General features: G+C 72.4%; 13 protein-coding genes. 8 read left to right on the forward strand and 5 right to left on the reverse strand.

From position 1 onward, the window contains the following. Positions 1–71: 71 nt before the first annotated feature. Positions 72–2,198 carry a glucose PTS transporter subunit IIA gene (locus IE321_RS04185; RefSeq protein WP_190221830.1) on the reverse strand — a complete coding sequence of 709 codons (2,127 nt, stop codon included), beginning with the start codon at positions 2,196–2,198 and terminating at the stop codon, positions 72–74. Positions 2,199–2,589: 391 nt separating this feature from the next. Between IE321_RS04185 and IE321_RS04190 the strand changes: the two genes are divergently transcribed. The 3 genes from IE321_RS04190 to IE321_RS04200 all read left to right on the forward strand — a co-directional run bounded on the left by IE321_RS04190 (position 2,590) and on the right by IE321_RS04200 (position 5,603). Continuing rightward, positions 2,590–3,912, forward strand: a complete 1,323-nt coding sequence (locus IE321_RS04190) for an ammonium transporter (protein ID WP_190221831.1) — start codon at positions 2,590–2,592, stop codon at positions 3,910–3,912. Beyond that, positions 3,909–4,247 carry a P-II family nitrogen regulator gene (locus IE321_RS04195; RefSeq protein ID WP_043220892.1) on the forward strand — a complete coding sequence of 113 codons (339 nt, stop codon included), beginning with the start codon at positions 3,909–3,911 and terminating at the stop codon, positions 4,245–4,247. The genes IE321_RS04190 and IE321_RS04195 overlap by 4 nt, the downstream gene beginning before the upstream one ends. Before the next feature lie 336 nt (positions 4,248–4,583). Then, a complete protein-coding gene (locus IE321_RS04200; RefSeq protein ID WP_190221832.1) occupies positions 4,584–5,603 on the forward strand; it encodes a DUF389 domain-containing protein in 1,020 nt (339 codons plus the stop codon). A gap of 120 nt (positions 5,604–5,723) precedes the next feature. On the opposite strand, the gene IE321_RS04205 is transcribed toward IE321_RS04200, so the two are convergent. The 4 genes from IE321_RS04205 to IE321_RS04220 form a co-directional block, all read right to left on the reverse strand. Next, entirely contained in the window at positions 5,724–6,359 is a 636-nt protein-coding gene (locus IE321_RS04205) for a DUF4291 domain-containing protein (protein ID WP_190221833.1), read from the reverse strand. Positions 6,360–6,447: 88 nt separating this feature from the next. Continuing rightward, positions 6,448–7,014 carry a DUF4291 domain-containing protein gene (locus IE321_RS04210; protein ID WP_190221834.1) on the reverse strand — a complete coding sequence of 189 codons (567 nt, stop codon included), beginning with the start codon at positions 7,012–7,014 and terminating at the stop codon, positions 6,448–6,450. A gap of 103 nt (positions 7,015–7,117) precedes the next feature. Continuing rightward, the gene (locus IE321_RS04215; protein ID WP_190221835.1) at positions 7,118–8,389 is read right to left on the reverse strand and encodes an MFS transporter; all 1,272 of its coding nucleotides are present in this window, start codon (positions 8,387–8,389) and stop codon (positions 7,118–7,120) included. Between the two features lie 176 nt (positions 8,390–8,565). Beyond that, a complete protein-coding gene (locus IE321_RS04220) occupies positions 8,566–8,862 on the reverse strand; it encodes a hypothetical protein (RefSeq protein ID WP_190221836.1) in 297 nt (98 codons plus the stop codon). A 255-nt stretch (positions 8,863–9,117) separates the two neighbouring features. Here IE321_RS04220 and IE321_RS04225 point away from each other — a divergent pair, with 255 nt between their 5' ends. The 5 genes from IE321_RS04225 (at position 9,118) to IE321_RS04245 (ending at position 14,409) form a co-directional block, all read left to right on the forward strand. Next, the gene (locus IE321_RS04225) at positions 9,118–9,408 is read left to right on the forward strand and encodes a barstar family protein (protein WP_190221837.1); all 291 of its coding nucleotides are present in this window, start codon (positions 9,118–9,120) and stop codon (positions 9,406–9,408) included. 804 nt (positions 9,409–10,212) lie between these two features. Then, on the forward strand, positions 10,213–10,866 hold the full coding sequence (locus tag IE321_RS04230) for a hypothetical protein (RefSeq protein WP_226652912.1): 654 nt from the start codon (positions 10,213–10,215) through the stop codon (positions 10,864–10,866). Positions 10,867–10,998: 132 nt separating this feature from the next. Then, positions 10,999–11,679, forward strand: coding sequence for a copper resistance CopC family protein (locus IE321_RS04235; RefSeq protein ID WP_190221839.1), 681 nt, complete (start codon positions 10,999–11,001; stop codon positions 11,677–11,679). Beyond that, positions 11,666–13,732, forward strand: coding sequence for a bifunctional copper resistance protein CopD/cytochrome c oxidase assembly protein (locus IE321_RS04240; RefSeq protein WP_190221840.1), 2,067 nt, complete (start codon positions 11,666–11,668; stop codon positions 13,730–13,732). Before IE321_RS04235 ends, IE321_RS04240 begins: the two co-directional genes overlap by 14 nt. Next, positions 13,729–14,409: a DsbA family protein gene (locus IE321_RS04245; RefSeq protein ID WP_190221841.1), complete on the forward strand. Its 681-nt coding sequence runs from the start codon at positions 13,729–13,731 to the stop codon at positions 14,407–14,409. The genes IE321_RS04240 and IE321_RS04245 overlap by 4 nt, the downstream gene beginning before the upstream one ends. Positions 14,410–14,760: the final 351 nt, after the last annotated feature.

Raw genomic sequence — 14,760 nt, forward strand, 5'->3', positions numbered from 1 at the left:
CTGCGGGCCGTGCCCGTGCGGGTACGCGCTCCGCGGGGTGCGCGTACCCGTGTCGGGCCGGTGGCCGCTCGTCACCGGCGTACGGTCACCACGGGTGCGCCGACGGCGACGTCCTGCCCGGTGTGCGGCTCGACCGAGGCGAGCTCCGCGGTGTTGGTGACGGTCATCAGGGTGACCGTCGGGTGCTGGGCCGCGCGCACGGCGTCGAGGTCGACCTCGACGAGGAGGTCGCCGGCGCGGACCTGTCGGCCGGCCTCGGCCCGGACGTCGAAGCCCTCGCCCCGCATCTGCACCGTGTCGATGCCGACGTGGATGAGGACCTCGACGCCCTCGGCGGTGCGGATGCCGAAGGCGTGGCCGGTGTCGGCGACGACCATCAGCTCTCCGTCGACCGGCGCGACGACGCGGCCGTCGGCCGGTTCGACGCCCACGCCCTCGCCGAGCGCGCGGGAGGCGAAGACCGGGTCACCGACCTCGTCGAGGTCGACCACGCGGCCCGCGACCGGGGCGCCGAGCTCGATGCCCTTCCCGGCGGAGACGACCGGGGTGGTCTCGGCCGGCGTGGTGGGGGCGGGGGTGGGAGTGGAGGTGGTGGGCTTCGTGGCCCCGGCGGCGGTCTCGGCACTCACGGGGGCGCCGACGGTGACGAGCTCGCGGTCGTCGGCCGCGGCGGTCTCCTGGGCGACCGTCTCGGCCTCCAGGGCGTCGCGCTCGGCGTTGGCCCGGGCGCGGTCCTGCGGGGTGCGGAAGTCGGAGAAGTACACGAGGGCCATGGCGGTGAAGAAGGACGCCGTGATCGCGATGACGTACACCAGCATCGGGTCGAAGACCGGGATGGTGAGCAGCGAGGTGAAGGCGAAGGCGTTGGTGTCCACGCCGCCCAGGACGCCGACGATGACGCCGCCGACGAGGCAGCCGACCAGCATGCGCGGGTAGATCCGCTTGAAGCGCAGGTGGATGCCGTACAGCGAGGGCTCGGAGATGCCGCCGAAGAGTCCGGCGGCCAGGGCTCCGGTCGCGGTCTGGCGCATCTCCTTCTCGCGGTGGCGCAGCGAGAGCAGGAGGACACCGGCGGTGGCGCCGAAGCAGGCGAAGTTCCACGCGCCCATGGGGCCCTGGATGAAGTCGTAGCCGAGGGTGTTGATGTTCTGCAGCATGAGCGCGTTCAGCGGCCAGTGCAGGCCCAGCGGCACCAGGAACGGGTACAGCAGCGGGATCATGATCGCGAAGACGATCGGCGCGTTGTTGTTCAGCCAGGAAAGGCCCTCGCCGAGACCGTTGCCGGCCCAGATGCCCAGCGGGCCGATGAGGAAGGCGGTCACCGGGATCATGATCAGCATGCTGAAGAACGGCACGAAGACCATGTGCACGCTCTCGGGGAAGACGCGCTGGAGGCCCTTGTAGACCAGGGCGAGCAGGGCGACCATCAGCAGCGGGACGAAGACCTGGCCGCCGTAGTCGTTCAGCTGCATCGGCAGGCCGAAGACGTGCGCCACGGACTCGGTGGTGCCCAGCGTCTCGTTCGTGGTGGTCGTGACGCCGGGGATCTTGGAGTTGAGCATCCCCGTGAAGTTCGGGGTCATCACCGCGGCCATCACGGTGGCGCCCACCCACGGGTCGATCTTCAGTTTCTTGGCCGCGTTGTAGGCGACGAAGATCGGCAGGAAGTAGAGCACGGAGCGCCACATGGCGTCGACGAACACCCAGGTCGCCGACTTGTCCGCGGCGCGGAAGTCCACCACGCCGAGGGCGTCGAGGACGGAGGCGATCGCGATGATCAGCGAGGAGCCGAGCAGGACGCCCATGAGGGGGCGGAACGAGTCCGAGAGGTACTCGAAGAAGTTGTCGACCCAGACGAGGCGGCCGCGGCTCTTGGCCCGCATCTCGGCCTTGACGTCGGCGTCCGACTTCCGGGGCGCCGTGCCGCCGTTCGTCATGGCCGGCAGGTTCATGATCTCGGAGTAGACCCGTGCGACGGCTCCTCCGATCACGATCTGGAGGCGGTCGCCGGACTGCGGCACCGTGGCCATGACGCCGTCGAGGGCGTCGAGCGCGGTCACGTCGGCCTTGGCCCCGTCGTGGAGCTGGAAGCGCAGCCTCGTCGCGCAGTGCGTGAGGCTCTCGACGTTCTCGGCACCGCCGACGCCGCGGAGGATCTGCTCCGCCGGCGTGCCGTGACCGGTTGCGGGTGTGTTCATGATGCTTCCTTGCATCCTCGGGCTGTCGCCGTCCTGCGTCTGTCCGCGATCTCTCACGCCCGGATCCGGGCAACAAAAAAGGCCCGGGTCGCGCACACGGCGCTACCCAGGCCTTGCCTTCCCTCAAGCGGACACCGTCGTGGCGTCGCGTGGGCGACGAAGACGGTGTCCTCGGGAAGTAACAATCCTGCGATCGAGATCGATCCGGCAATACTGTAACACCGGATTCCACCGGCCTTGAGGACGGCGTGGAGCCGGGCGCCCGCGCGCCGGGCCGTGAGGGACCCGCAATCACCGCGCAACATGAAACACGACGGAAATGCTCGTGTACGCGTCGTGAAACGCGCCGCCGTGAGGCTCTGCGTCGAACCCGTACCGGAGGAGACCGTTGATGCCCCTCGCCGCCGTACCCCGGCTCGACACCGGCGACACCGCCTGGCTGCTCGCCGCCACCGCGCTCGTCCTGCTGATGACCCCGGGCCTGGCCCTGTTCTACGGGGGCATGGTCCGCACGAAGAGCGTCCTCAACATGCTGATGATGAGCTTCGTGTCGATCGCCCTGGTGACGGTGGTCTGGCTGGTCGCGGGCTACTCCCTCGCCTTCGGCGACGACGCCTTCGCCGGCCTGATCGGCGGCCTCGACCACCTCGGCCTGGCGGGCATCGGTCCGGACAGCCTCACCGGTACGGTTCCCACGCTCCTCTTCAGCACCTTCCAGCTGACCTTCGCGATCATCACGGCGGCGCTGATCAGCGGCGCGGTCGCGGACCGCACCAAGTTCGCGGGCTGGCTCGTCTTCGTACCGGTTTGGACGCTTCTCGTATACGTTCCCGTGGCGCACTGGGTGTGGGGTCCCGGCGGCTGGATCACGCAGTCGCTGGGCGCCCTGGACTTCGCGGGCGGACTCGTCGTCGAGATCGCGTCGGGCGCCTCGGGCCTCGCGCTCTGCCTGGTGCTCGGCCCCCGCCTCGGCTTCAAGAAGGACGCGATGCGGCCGCACAACCTGCCGATGGTGCTGCTCGGCGCGGGGCTGCTGTGGTTCGGCTGGCTCGGCTTCAACGGCGGCTCGGCCCTGGGCGCGAACGGTCTGGCCGCCGCGTCCCTCCTCAACACCCTGGTCGCCGGGTGCACGGGTCTGCTCGGCTGGCTCTTCGTCGAGCAGCGGCGCGACGGCCACCCGACCACGTTCGGCGCGGCGTCCGGCGCGGTCGCCGGGCTCGTGGCGATCACTCCGGCGTGCGGGGTCGTCGCGATGCCGGGCGCGGCGGTGGTCGGTCTCGCGGCGGGCGTCGTCTGCTCGTACGCGGTCGCCTGGAAGTTCCGCTTCGGCTACGACGACTCCCTCGACGTCGTGGGCGTGCACTTCGCCGGAGGGGTCGTCGGCACGCTGCTGATCGGCCTGTTCGCGACCTCGGCGATGACCGGCGGCACGGAGGGCCTGTTCTACGGCGGTGGGTTCGGTCAGCTCGGCCGGCAGGCCCTCGCGGTAGCGGCCGTGGCGACGTACACCTTCCTCGCCACGTACGGGATCGGCAAGGCGCTCGACCGGGTGGTGGGGCTGCGCGCCTCCGCCGATGAAGAGTTGACCGGACTCGATCAGACGGTGCACGCGGAGACCGCCTACGATCACGGCGTGCTCGGCCATGGCGGCGCGCCGCTGCACGCCGCGTCCCCCGTCGTCTCCCCCGCCAAGGACAGGAAGCCCTCCGCATGAAGCTGATCACCGCGATCATCCAGCCGTTCCGCCTCGACGAGGTGAAGACCGCGCTCCGGGAGCTCGGCATCAACGGGCTCACGGTCACCGAGGCCAGCGGCTCCGGGCGCCAGCGCGGGCACACCGAGGTCTACCGGGGCGCCGAGTACCAGGTGGACCTCGTCCCCAAGGTCCGCGTCGAGATCGTCGTCGAGGACGCCGACGCGGAACCCGTCATCGAGGCCGTCGTCCGCGCCGCCCACACGGGCCGGATCGGCGACGGAAAGGTCTGGGCGGTCCCGGTCGAGACCGTCGTGCGGGTCCGCACGGGTCAGCGCGGCCCGGACGCGCTCTGACGCACGGGCCGGGAGCGGGGGACGTCGACGGCCGTGCGGCCCGGTGAGCAGCGACGGCCTCGACGGCCGCCGGAGCGGTGGGTACCCCGCCCTCGCGCGGCCGTCCGCCCCCCGCATCCCGTGCCTCGGTCGGGTCGGGTCGCGTGCCGCCACCGTCGCGGTGCGGGTGTCGTACGGCGACCACGGCGAGTCCGAGCACGGCCGCCCGTCACCCCCCGACGGGGCGGCCGTGCCGGGAGAGGGAGGAAGCCGGGGGGCGGTGGCTTGTCGGGGCCTTCGTCCGGCGCCGCTCATGGGATAACGGAATCCATCCGTATCTCATGAAAAAGGGGCGAAATGGTCGCAGTGGACGAGATGGCTGCCCGGCGCATGGCGGACGCGTTGTTCATCGAGCGGGCGTGGGGCGGTCCCAGTTCTTCGCGGTTCTGGGTGCTGCTGGTCCTGGCGTCGGTCATCGCGAGCGCGGGAGTGGTCGGGGACTCCACCGCCACCGTCATCGGAGCGATGATCGTGGCTCCTCTCATGACGCCGATCCTCGGTACCGCCCTCGCCCTGGTCCTGGCCGACCGGTCGCACGTCGTGCGCAGTGCGCTGCTGGTGTTCGGCGGTGCGGTGGCGGTCGTGCTGATCGGGATGCTGCTGGGCTGGATCGCCGCGCCGCCCGACGCGTTCGCGAGCAACAGCCAGGTGTCCTCCCGGATCAGCCCGCGCCTGATCGACCTGCTGGCGGCGCTGGCCACCGGGACGGTCGGAGCGTTCGCCCTGGTCCGCACCGACATCTCCGACACGCTGCCGGGTGTCGCCATCGCCATCTCCCTCGTCCCGCCGCTGGCCGTCACCGGGCTGCTGATCACGGTCGGCCGCTACCACGACGCCGGTGAGTCGGCGCTTCTGTTCGCCACGAACGTCGCCGCGATCGTCGCCACCGGCACACTGGTCTTCCTCGCCTACCGCGTCCGTGACGCCGCCCGCGCGGCAGGGCTCACCGTGGGCGCCTTCCACGGCCGTACCCTCGTCGCGGTCGCCGCCGTCGTCCTCCTCATCGCCGTTCCCCTCACGACGGGAACGGTCTCCGTGGCCCGTGACCGCGCCCTGGCCGCCGACGCCCGTCCCGTCGCCGAGCGCTGGGCGACTGCCGGTGCCTGGCAGATCGCCTCCGTCGACGCCCGCAACGGCGTCGTCCTGATCGGCGTCCTCGGCCTGCCGCCCCATCCCGCACCCACCGCCCTGCGCGCCGCACTCGACCGGGCCGGGATGAGCGACGCCGACCTCCAGCTCCGCCTCGTCGGCGGCCGAACCCACTGGTGCCCCGCCGACACCGTCACCTGCACCGTGGAGGACGCCCCCGTCGGGTGACCCGGGCGCGAGGGTCGGGCTGGTGGCACCACGAGCCCGACCGGCCGTCGTCGAGGGCGTCCTCTGCTCAGCGATGAGGGCGGCGCGTGCGTCGCCCTCATCGCTGATGGGCGGTACTGCCTAGAGGTGGAGATGAGCCAGGGCCTCCTCGCGCACGGCGTAGGGGCGTTCGTCCGGCAGGAGGCGTCGGGCGGCGTCCAGTTCTCCCTCCCGTACGTGGGCGTGGATCCTGTGGGCCGGCGCGGTGACGTCGGTGACGGCGACGATCCACTCGTCGGCGTAGCGGCGGGCGGCTTCGCCGGTGAGGCCGAGCTGGAGTGACCGGTGAGGAAGCGGCTGGAGACGCAGGTCGCGTTCGGGGTCCCATTGCACACGGGCGGGTGCCCGCTCCAACTCTCTCCTCCACGCGTCGTGGTCGGTGTGGAGTCCGCGTTCGTAGTGCGACAGACAGGCGTGCCGCAGGGCCCACTCGAAGCCGTCGCGGGTGATCTCGACGGCGAGGATCCGCTCCTGGCCTTCCTTGGTGCCCCACCCGCAGCGGTACATCATCCACAGGAACGACGGCTTGATCCATGTCATCCGGTCCCGCTTCCACGCGGGCGGGAAGCGTCCGTCCCGGGCCGCCGCCAGACCGATCTCCGGCGGGTACGCCTGGTAGACGGTGACCGTGGAGTCCGTGTGGAGGGCTCGGATCTGGTGCGTGGGTCGGGGTTCTGTCACGGCACCAGGGTGATCACACCGCTCGACGTCCGCCATCGAATTTCGGCGGCGGGAGGCGCGGCGTCCGGTCCGAGACCCGATGGCGGCCGGTGAGGGCGTGGCCCGGTTTCGCGACGGTGGGCGGTCAGCCGCCCGAGGAAAGGCGCTTCTCCAGTGCCCCGGGCAGCGGGTAGAGGCGTTCCGCGGGAAACAGCCGCTGGGCCTTCGCCGCGTGCCCGGTCTGCATCAGGGAAGCGGCCTTGCGGACGTGCGGGGTGAGGTCGGTGAGGCTGACGACCCAGTCGTCGGTGAACGTGCGGATCAGATGGCGGCCGACGCCGACCTGGATGCTGTAGTGGTTGAGCGCCGCGCCACGCGGCGAGCGCTCCGGATCCCACTGGACGTGCACGGCCGCCTGGGCCACGGCTGCCGGGTCCGCGGTCGTGAGCACGGCCAGGGACAGGGCCTCCTCCCAGCCCTCGCGCGTCATCCGCACCGCGAGGACGCGCTCCTGACCGGGTTTGCGGGCCCAGTTGCTCCGGTGCATCAGCCACGTGAACGACGGCTTGATCCACGTCATCCTCTGGAAGGAGAACGGCGCGACGAAGCGGCCCGCCCGCAGTGCCGCGTCGGCGATGGCGGGCGCGTACGCCTGGTAGACCACGATCGTGCGAGCGTCGTAGTCGGCACGGATCTGATGCTGGGGGGCCATGTGCCGCACCCTGTCATCCGCCTCATCGGCCTCGCGAGCCCTTTTCCCGGAGCGGAGCGCCTCCCTCCCATGGCAGGACCGGTGCCCGAGGGGCTGGGCCGGTTCAGGGTGCCTTCCGGTCGGGGGGGTTCTTGGGCCCGGGGCTCACCCGCGCTCCTCGGACGAGCACCGGGAGCCACAGGAGGCATGCCAGCACGGGGACGGCGGCGTAGGCGGCCATGCCCGCGCTGGAGCCCAGGCCGTCCATGAGCGCGCCGAGGACGAGGTAGCCGACGCCGATGAGCGCCGACTCCACGAACGCGATCATCGACAGCAGGCTCGCCCGGTGGCGGGACGGTACGGCCTCGTTGAACGCGTTGTCGACGAGCACGGCGGCGACCTCGGGAATCCCGACCAGGAGCAGGAACGCGGCGATGGTGACCCAGACGAGGCCGAGCCCGGTCAGGCCGAGTGCCGCGGCGAGGGTCAGGAGCGCCACGGGGACGACCATCCGGTACCCGATGCGCCGGTCCGCGCGCTCCGACAGCAGCGGGGTGAGCCCGCCGGCGAGGAATCCCGCCGATATGACCACGCTGACCCATGCGGTGCCCGCGCCCTGATCGGAGAGCGTCTTCTGCGTGAAGATGATGTACGGCGTCAAGGTCGCGTGCATCAGCCCGGACACCACGACCAGCGTCACGAGCGCCGGCGTGGCGACCCGGAGCATCGCCCGCCACGCCGTGGCGTCGCCGTGTCCCTCTTCGGCTCCGTCCCGCTCGTCGACCGCGTCCGCGCCGCGGATCTCGGGCACCCCCGACCTCAGCACCACCACCGCCAGGACGAGGCAGGCGGCCGAGGCGACGTAGACGACTCCCCAGGAGATCTGCTGCAGTTGGCCGCCGAGGACGATGGCGGCTCCCGAGGTGACCGTCCCGAGCATGGTGAACCGGGACCTGATCCTGACGTAGCCGGCCGTCGCGCCACGACGCACGAGCAGGTCGTACAGCAGGGCGGTGTCCGAACCGGATACGCATGCCATGCCCACGCCCTGCCCGACGAACAGCGCCAGGAAGACCCAGTAGCGGTCCGACGCCACCTGACCGAGCAGGCATCCGGCGATCAGCAGCTGGCCGATCACGATGCTCGCACGCCGGCCGACGCGGTCGGCGATGACTCCCGTCGGCAACTCCGCGACTCCGCTGACCAGGTACAACAATGTCTGCAGGAGCGCCACTTGCGCGGCGGAGAAGCCGCGCTGGTAGAGGAAGATGACGAAGACGCCGCGCTGGAACAACGAGTTGGCGAGCACGGCGTAGACGTAGAACGGGCGCGTGACGTCGCGCACCGCGTGGTCGACGGCGACCGACCCGCCCAGGGCCTCCGTGGTGCCGGTCACGCCTCGGCCTCACTGATGACTTCGGTGCACATGGGGGACGAGCCTACGCCGCTGCCCGGTACCTCCAGCCCCCGCTTCATGCAAGGGACTTGGCCGGCTCTCCGGGAGCCGCCGCAGCCACCCGTGTCGGTGGTGCCGCGTCCTTCAGCCGGACGCCCCACCCGCTGCCACCCGATTCAGCCGCGCCGACCGACCACGTGAACGGTGAGCGCCCACAGAGCCGTCGCCACGAAGACCAGCGCTGCCGCTCTCCCGGTCCAGCGGAACAGGTCCTCACCGATGTGCGCGAGCCGGGAGGCGATCGCTTCGCCCGGCGTGTCGGAGTCCGCGCTGATGTTCCTCCCCTTGCACCGATGGCGGGAGAAGAGCACCAGGCCGACGCCGCGCAGCACCACGAGGACGAGGAGCAGAACCAGCCCGGTGATGACGGGCGGTAGGAGGAGAGGATCCGGCGCGGGTGAGGAGGCATCCATGCCGTCACGGTTCCACTGCGTCGGCTTCGCGCACCTGAGTACGCGTACTCAGGTGACGTCCCCCCGTGCCCGCCGGGCCGATCAGGGAACCCCGCTGTCCTGTCTCGCCGAGGTTTGACGGGTCTCGGTGCTGGAGTTCGACCGGTGGCGGTTTGTCTCGGCGAAGTCCGACTGTCAGAGTTCGGGGCGCGAGGCCCGCAGGGGCGTCGGGGTGTTCGTAGAGTCGCTTGGCGGGTCGAAGGGGTGGAGGAGACCATGCGCGTCACCATTGACGGGGCACACATCGGAAGCCAGGCGGACCTGCATCGGGTTCTTGCCGGGCCTCTCGACTTCGGTCCGTACTACGGACACAACCTGCCTGCCCTGTGGGACCGCCTGAGCAGGGATGTCGAGCGCCCGGTCGAGATCGTCTGGGAGAACGCCGAAGTCAGTCGTGGCCGCATGGGCGACGAAGCGTTCGAGGCCATCGCATCCGTACTGGCCCGGGCCGCCAAGGAAGACGAGTCGAACGCGCCGGACAAGAGGTTGACCGTGCGTTTCACCTGATGCGCGGTCCAGCAGACGAGTCGAACTTCGTGGAGACGGCTCACCTGCTCCGTCGCACCGCGGGGAGCAGCCCCGTCGGTCTGGTCGTCCCGCTGCGTCGACACCGCAGCCGACGGCGCCGGCCGACCGGGCACCGGGACGCCGGAGTGATGGCATGCGTCGCCTGCTCCGGCTCGCGCTGCTGCGGGGCTCGCCGTCGGCCGGTGGCTGTGGGGGCATCCGAAGGCGGGGCCATGCTCGCTGCCCAGAAGGCGACCGGGAACGCGAGCCGCCGACGCACGCTGTATGAGCAGCAGACGCGCGCGGCGGAGGAGGTCGTGCACTGAGGAGGTCGTGCGCGCCGCCTCGCTCCAGCACGGCGTGACCGTGCTGCGGGCGTCCCGCCATCCTCGCCGCGGCGATACCGGCGCCGGCCGGGGCGGCGTACTGCTGTTCCTTCCCGTCGGCGTCTGCCACGACCAGGACCGCCTCCTCGCACGCGTGGTCCCCGCACCATCGGGGGCTCGGCGCCGTCTCCCTCCCGGCGGATGCCCGGCGGGGGCGGTTGCACCGTCGAGAGCGTCCTCGGATCCGGACCGTCGCCACGCTGAGCGAGGCCGACCGTCGGCCGGGTCCCACTGCGGGGACCCGGCGTGCGCCCGGCCCGCTCACCCGGTACCCCCACGTACGCGCACGGCCGGTGCGCTCGCGTCCTGGGCGGGCCGGTACGCTGCGTTTCGGCCGTCCGTCGCATCGGCGCCGTCGGCCGATCCGTACCGCTCCTCCGTTTCGCCCCTCCGGAAGCCCGCCATGTCCGCTCCTCGCATGCCGCACGGCGCAGCGCCGTGGGCCGGTGGGCTGCGCGTGGTGCGGGCCGGGGTGTTGGCGGTGTTGTGCGTGCTGCTGCCGGTGGGCGGGCATGCGCTGCTCCAGGGGCATACGCCTCGTCTGCTCGTCCAGGCCGCGGTCGCCGCGCTCGCGGTGGTCCTGTGTCTCGTCCTCACCCGCAGGCGGCTCAGCGACACCCAGCTGCTCGCCGCGTTCCTGGGGGCGCAGGCCGCCTACCACGTCTGTTACGTGATCCCGGGCGCCTGCGCGACGCTCACCGACGCGCCGGGGGGCGGGCACCTCGCGGGGCTCGCCGAGCACGCGACGGCCGGGCCGGGGCCGTCGGTGCTGTTGGGCGGCCACGCGGTCACCCTGCTGCTCGCCGCGCGGCTGCTCGGGACGACCGAGTCCGTGCTCGCCCACGCCCGGCCCCTCGCCGAGTCCGCCCAGCGGATCCTGCACGCCCTGCTGCCTCTGCTGACGGTCGTCCCGGCCGCGCACGGCCCCCTGCGCCGACCCGCCACCGACGTGGCGCCGCTGCGGCCGGCCGCCCTCGCGTGCCCGTGTCCGGGACGCGCCCCTCCGGCGCCCGCGCTCCTCCCGCACCCGTTCCGGCCGACGGCCGTGACCGGCTTCCGCCTCGCCGTCTGACGCCTCGCCGTCCGGCACCGCGCTTTCGGGCGCCGCGACGCGGGTGGGCCGGCGCGCCCCGCGCGGCCTCCTCGACACGCCGTCCGTCCCGCATCCCGTCGGGTGCCGGGGCGGCAGAGAGCTCTCCTCACCATGCGCATCAGGCATTCCCGCGCCGCTCGTACCGCGGTGCGCTCCCTCCTCCTTCCCCTGGCCGTCGGCGGACTGCTGGCGGTCTCCGCCCCGCCGGCCGCCGCCCACACGGAGCTGAACGGATCCGACCCGGCGAACGACGCCGTCCTCGACGCCGTTCCCCGTACGGTCACGCTCACGTTCAGCGATCCCATGTCCCAGGCGTACGCCCAGCTCGCCGTCACCGGACCGGACGGCGCCGCACTCGGCGACGGGGCTCCGGCCGTGGCCGGGCGCGAGGTCACGCTGAGCCTCAAGGAGGCCAGGACCGCCGGCCGGTACACGGTCGGCTACCGGGTCGTGTCGGCCGACGGCCATCCGGTCTCGGGGACCTCGGCGTTCACCGTGCGGCCCGCGCCCACCGCCCCCTCCGCGGCTGCCACGCCCGCCACCCCCTCAGGAACGATTCCTCCCGCCACGACCCCGTCCGGTCCGGCCGGGTCGCCGCGCCCGACCGGCACGTCGGCGTCCCCCTCGCCCACCGCCTCCCTCTCCCGCACCGCCGTGGCGTCCGGGGAGCGTGCCGTGACCAGCCTCAAGGCCATCGGCATCGGCTTCGGCATCGGGCTCGTCGGGATGGCGACGGCGATGGTCGTCACCATCCGCCGTCGCAGGAGGAGCGCGGACGATGCCGGTCGCTGACCGCTCGGGCGACGGTGCCGTGCGGCTGGCGCGACGGACCTGGGCCGCCGCACCGGCCGTCGCCCTGCTCACGGCGGCGGCAGTGGCGGCCGCGACGACCGGGGCCGGCGGAGGGACCACCCCTCCGGGCGTCGTCGACGCGGGCCCGCTCACCCGCTGGGCGCTGCCCTTCTCGCGTACCGTCGCCGACGTGGCGACCGTGGCCACCGTGGGCGCGCTCGTCCTGGCCGCCGTGCTGCTCCCCGGGCCGAGGCGGCTGGCTCCGGCGCAGGGCAGGGCGATGCTCTGGGCGTCGGCCGCGGCGGGCGTGTGGGCGGTGGCCTCGGTGGCCGTCGTCGTCTTCACCCTGTCCGACCTGTCCGCCCGTCCGGCCGCCGACGTGCTCGAACCGGCCGTGCTGCTCGACTTCGTGGCCACCGACTCCCGGGGCACCGCCCACGCCCTCACCGCCACGACGGCCGCGCTCCTGGCGACCTTCGGGCCCGGGGTGACCACGGCGGGCTGGGCCAGGTTCTGGCTCCTGGCGGCGCTCGCCGGCCTGTTGCCGCCCGCCTTCACCGGTCACGCGGCCGGGTCCGCGGGTCATGACACCGCCGTGGTGTCCCTCGCCGTCCACCTGGTCGGGGTGACGTTGTGGGTCGGCGGTCTGGCCTTCCTGCTGCCGGTGGTCGCCCGGCGGCATCCGGACGCGGCCGTGACCGTCCGCCGGTTCAGCGTGCTGGCGGGGGCCGCGCTGGTCGCCGTCGGTGCGGGCGGTGTCGTGGGTGCGGTGATCCGGCTGCCGGGCTGGGACGCGCTGTTCACGAGCGCGTACGGGCGACTGGTCCTGGTGAAGACGGCCGTCCTGGTCCTGCTGGGGTTGGCGGGCGCGTGGCACCGGCGGCGGAGCCTGGCTGCGATCGCCACGAGGACCGGTGCCGGAGCGTTCGTACGCCTGGCCGCGGGCGAACTGCTGCTGATGGCGGTCGCCATGGGCCTCGCCGTCGGGCTCGCCCGCACTCCCCCGCCCTCCTCGGCGGCCGCAGCCCTCTCACCGGCCGGGGAACTGCTCGGGTTTCCGATGCCGCCGCCGCTGGGCGGGTTCCCTTGGACACCGCTGTTCACGCAGTGGCACTTCGACCCGGTCTTCGCCTTCGGTACGGCGGCGGCCGGGCTGGCGTACGCGGTCGGCGTCCGTCGGCTGCGCGCGCGGGGCGATCACTGGCCCGTGGGCCGCACGGTGTCCTGGTTCCTCGGGCTCACCGTCACGGTCCTGGCGACGATGAGCGGTCTGGCGGTCTACGGCAAGGTCATGTTCAGCGTGCACATGGGCCAGCACATGGTCCTCGCGATGACCGTCCCCATCCTGCTCGTGCTCGGCGCGCCCGCGACGCTGGCCCTGCGGGCCCTGCCCGCCGCCGGGAGGGACGCCCCGCCCGGCCCCCGTGAGCTGCTGCTCAAGCTGCTCCACAGCACGTACGTACGGGTGATCTCGCATCCGGCGGTCGCCGGCGTGCTGTTCATCGGATCCGCCTTCGCCGTCTACTACACGTCACTGTTCGAGGCGCTGATGCGCAGTCACCTCGGGCACCTGGTGATGCTGGTGCACTTCCTCGCCGTCGGACTGCTGTTCTTCTGGGTGATCATCGGGGTCGATCCGGGGCCGCGCAGACCGCCGCACCTGGGGCGGCTGTTCGTGTTGATGTTGACGATGCCGTTCCACTCCTGGTTCAGCATCTCCCTGATGAGTTCCACCGGACTGCTCGCGGAAGGGTGGTGGACCTCGCTCGCCCGCCCCTGGGGGCCGTCGCTCGCCGACGACCAGTACAACGCGGGCGCCATCGCCTGGGCCACCGGCGACATCCCCGTACTGATCACCACGATCATCCTCGCCGTCCAGTGGGTGCGGTCCGACTCCCGCGAGGCCCGTCGCGTCGACCGGCGCATCGACCGCGGCGACGCCGGCGACCCGCTCGCCGCGTACAACGCCTACCTCGCCGCCCTCCACGCCCGCGACCGGCGAGCCGTGGCCACCCGGCGCGCTCCCGCTCCTCCGAACGAAGGTCCCTCATGAAGAACGCCAAGAAGCAGCTCCTCGCCGCGCTCGTCCTGCTGGTCGCGCTCGCCGTCGCGTTCGGTTCCTTCCTCCTCTTCCGCCCCGACGCGGACGGCGGCGGCGGAAACGGCGCACGGGCCCTGCCGGAGCCGGCCACGGACGCCCGCGTGGTCCGTGCCGACAGCCACCGTCTCACCGAGCCCGCCGGGAGCCGTGTCACCGTCGTCGAGTTCCTGGACTTCGAGTGCGAGGGCTGCGGCGCGTTCCACCCGGTCATGGACCGGCTGAAGAAGGAGTACGGCGACCGCGTCACCTTCGTCGCCCGCTACTTCCCCATGCCCGGCCACCGCAACAGCGAGTCCGCCGCACGCGCCGCGGAGGCCGCCGCGCGGCAGGGCCGGTTCCGCGAGATGCACGACAAGCTGTTCACCACCCAGGCGCGGTGGGGCGAGGCGCGGGAGCCCAAGGACTCCGTGTTCCGCGCGTACGCCCGCGAACTCGGCCTGGACATGGCCCGGTACGACACCGACGTCGCCTCCGAGCGCACGGCCGAGCGCATCGCCCTCGACCAGCGCGACGGCCTGGCCCTCGGCGTCCAGGGCACGCCGACCTTCTTCGTCGACGGCGAGCGGGTGTCTCCGCGCGGTTACGAGGACTTCAAGGCGCTGATCGAGCGGAGGCTGACCAAGGGCTGAGGCGTGAGCGTGAGGGGGAGCCTGAGGGTGGGAGTGAGCTAGAGGGTTTGGGTGGGGTGTGGTGTGGTGGGTGGTCGGCGGGGGCTTGCGGGCTGCCGGTCGGGGCTGCTGCTCGGGGGCTGGTGAGCGGCACACCGGCCGCTGATCGGGGGCTGATCCTCGGCTGGTCGGCTGCCTGCTCGCACCGCGTGGTCCCGATCAGCCCCTCGCGCGGCCGTCCGTTGCTCAGGGGCTCTGCTGAGCCCGGGCCGTCCGGGGTCGTACGTGGCCGACCTGACGGGTCCGGCACCGGGACGAGGTCGTCGTGACCGGTCATCTGGCACCAGGCGGGCAGGTCCAGCGGGGTGGACC

The sequence above is a fragment of the Streptomyces hydrogenans genome (genome assembly GCF_014656075.1).
GTDB lineage: Bacteria > Actinomycetota > Actinomycetes > Streptomycetales > Streptomycetaceae > Streptomyces > Streptomyces hydrogenans.

What these genes read in the sequence shown, in the direction of transcription:
- IE321_RS04185 (WP_190221830.1), bottom strand. Translation starts at nt 2,198, where the DNA reads ATGAACACACCCGCAACCGGTCACGGCACGCCGGCGGAGCAGATCCTC.
- IE321_RS04190 (WP_190221831.1), top strand. Translation starts at nt 2,590, where the DNA reads ATGCCCCTCGCCGCCGTACCCCGGCTCGACACCGGCGACACCGCCTGG.
- IE321_RS04195 (WP_043220892.1), top strand. Translation starts at nt 3,909, where the DNA reads ATGAAGCTGATCACCGCGATCATCCAGCCGTTCCGCCTCGACGAGGTG.
- IE321_RS04200 (WP_190221832.1), top strand. Translation starts at nt 4,584, where the DNA reads ATGGTCGCAGTGGACGAGATGGCTGCCCGGCGCATGGCGGACGCGTTG.
- IE321_RS04205 (WP_190221833.1), bottom strand. Translation starts at nt 6,359, where the DNA reads ATGGCGGACGTCGAGCGGTGTGATCACCCTGGTGCCGTGACAGAACCC.
- IE321_RS04210 (WP_190221834.1), bottom strand. Translation starts at nt 7,014, where the DNA reads ATGGCCCCCCAGCATCAGATCCGTGCCGACTACGACGCTCGCACGATC.
- IE321_RS04220 (WP_190221836.1), bottom strand. Translation starts at nt 8,862, where the DNA reads ATGGATGCCTCCTCACCCGCGCCGGATCCTCTCCTCCTACCGCCCGTC.
- IE321_RS04225 (WP_190221837.1), top strand. Translation starts at nt 9,118, where the DNA reads ATGCGCGTCACCATTGACGGGGCACACATCGGAAGCCAGGCGGACCTG.
- IE321_RS04230 (WP_226652912.1), top strand. Translation starts at nt 10,213, where the DNA reads ATGCCGCACGGCGCAGCGCCGTGGGCCGGTGGGCTGCGCGTGGTGCGG.
- IE321_RS04235 (WP_190221839.1), top strand. Translation starts at nt 10,999, where the DNA reads ATGCGCATCAGGCATTCCCGCGCCGCTCGTACCGCGGTGCGCTCCCTC.
- IE321_RS04240 (WP_190221840.1), top strand. Translation starts at nt 11,666, where the DNA reads ATGCCGGTCGCTGACCGCTCGGGCGACGGTGCCGTGCGGCTGGCGCGA.
- IE321_RS04245 (WP_190221841.1), top strand. Translation starts at nt 13,729, where the DNA reads ATGAAGAACGCCAAGAAGCAGCTCCTCGCCGCGCTCGTCCTGCTGGTC.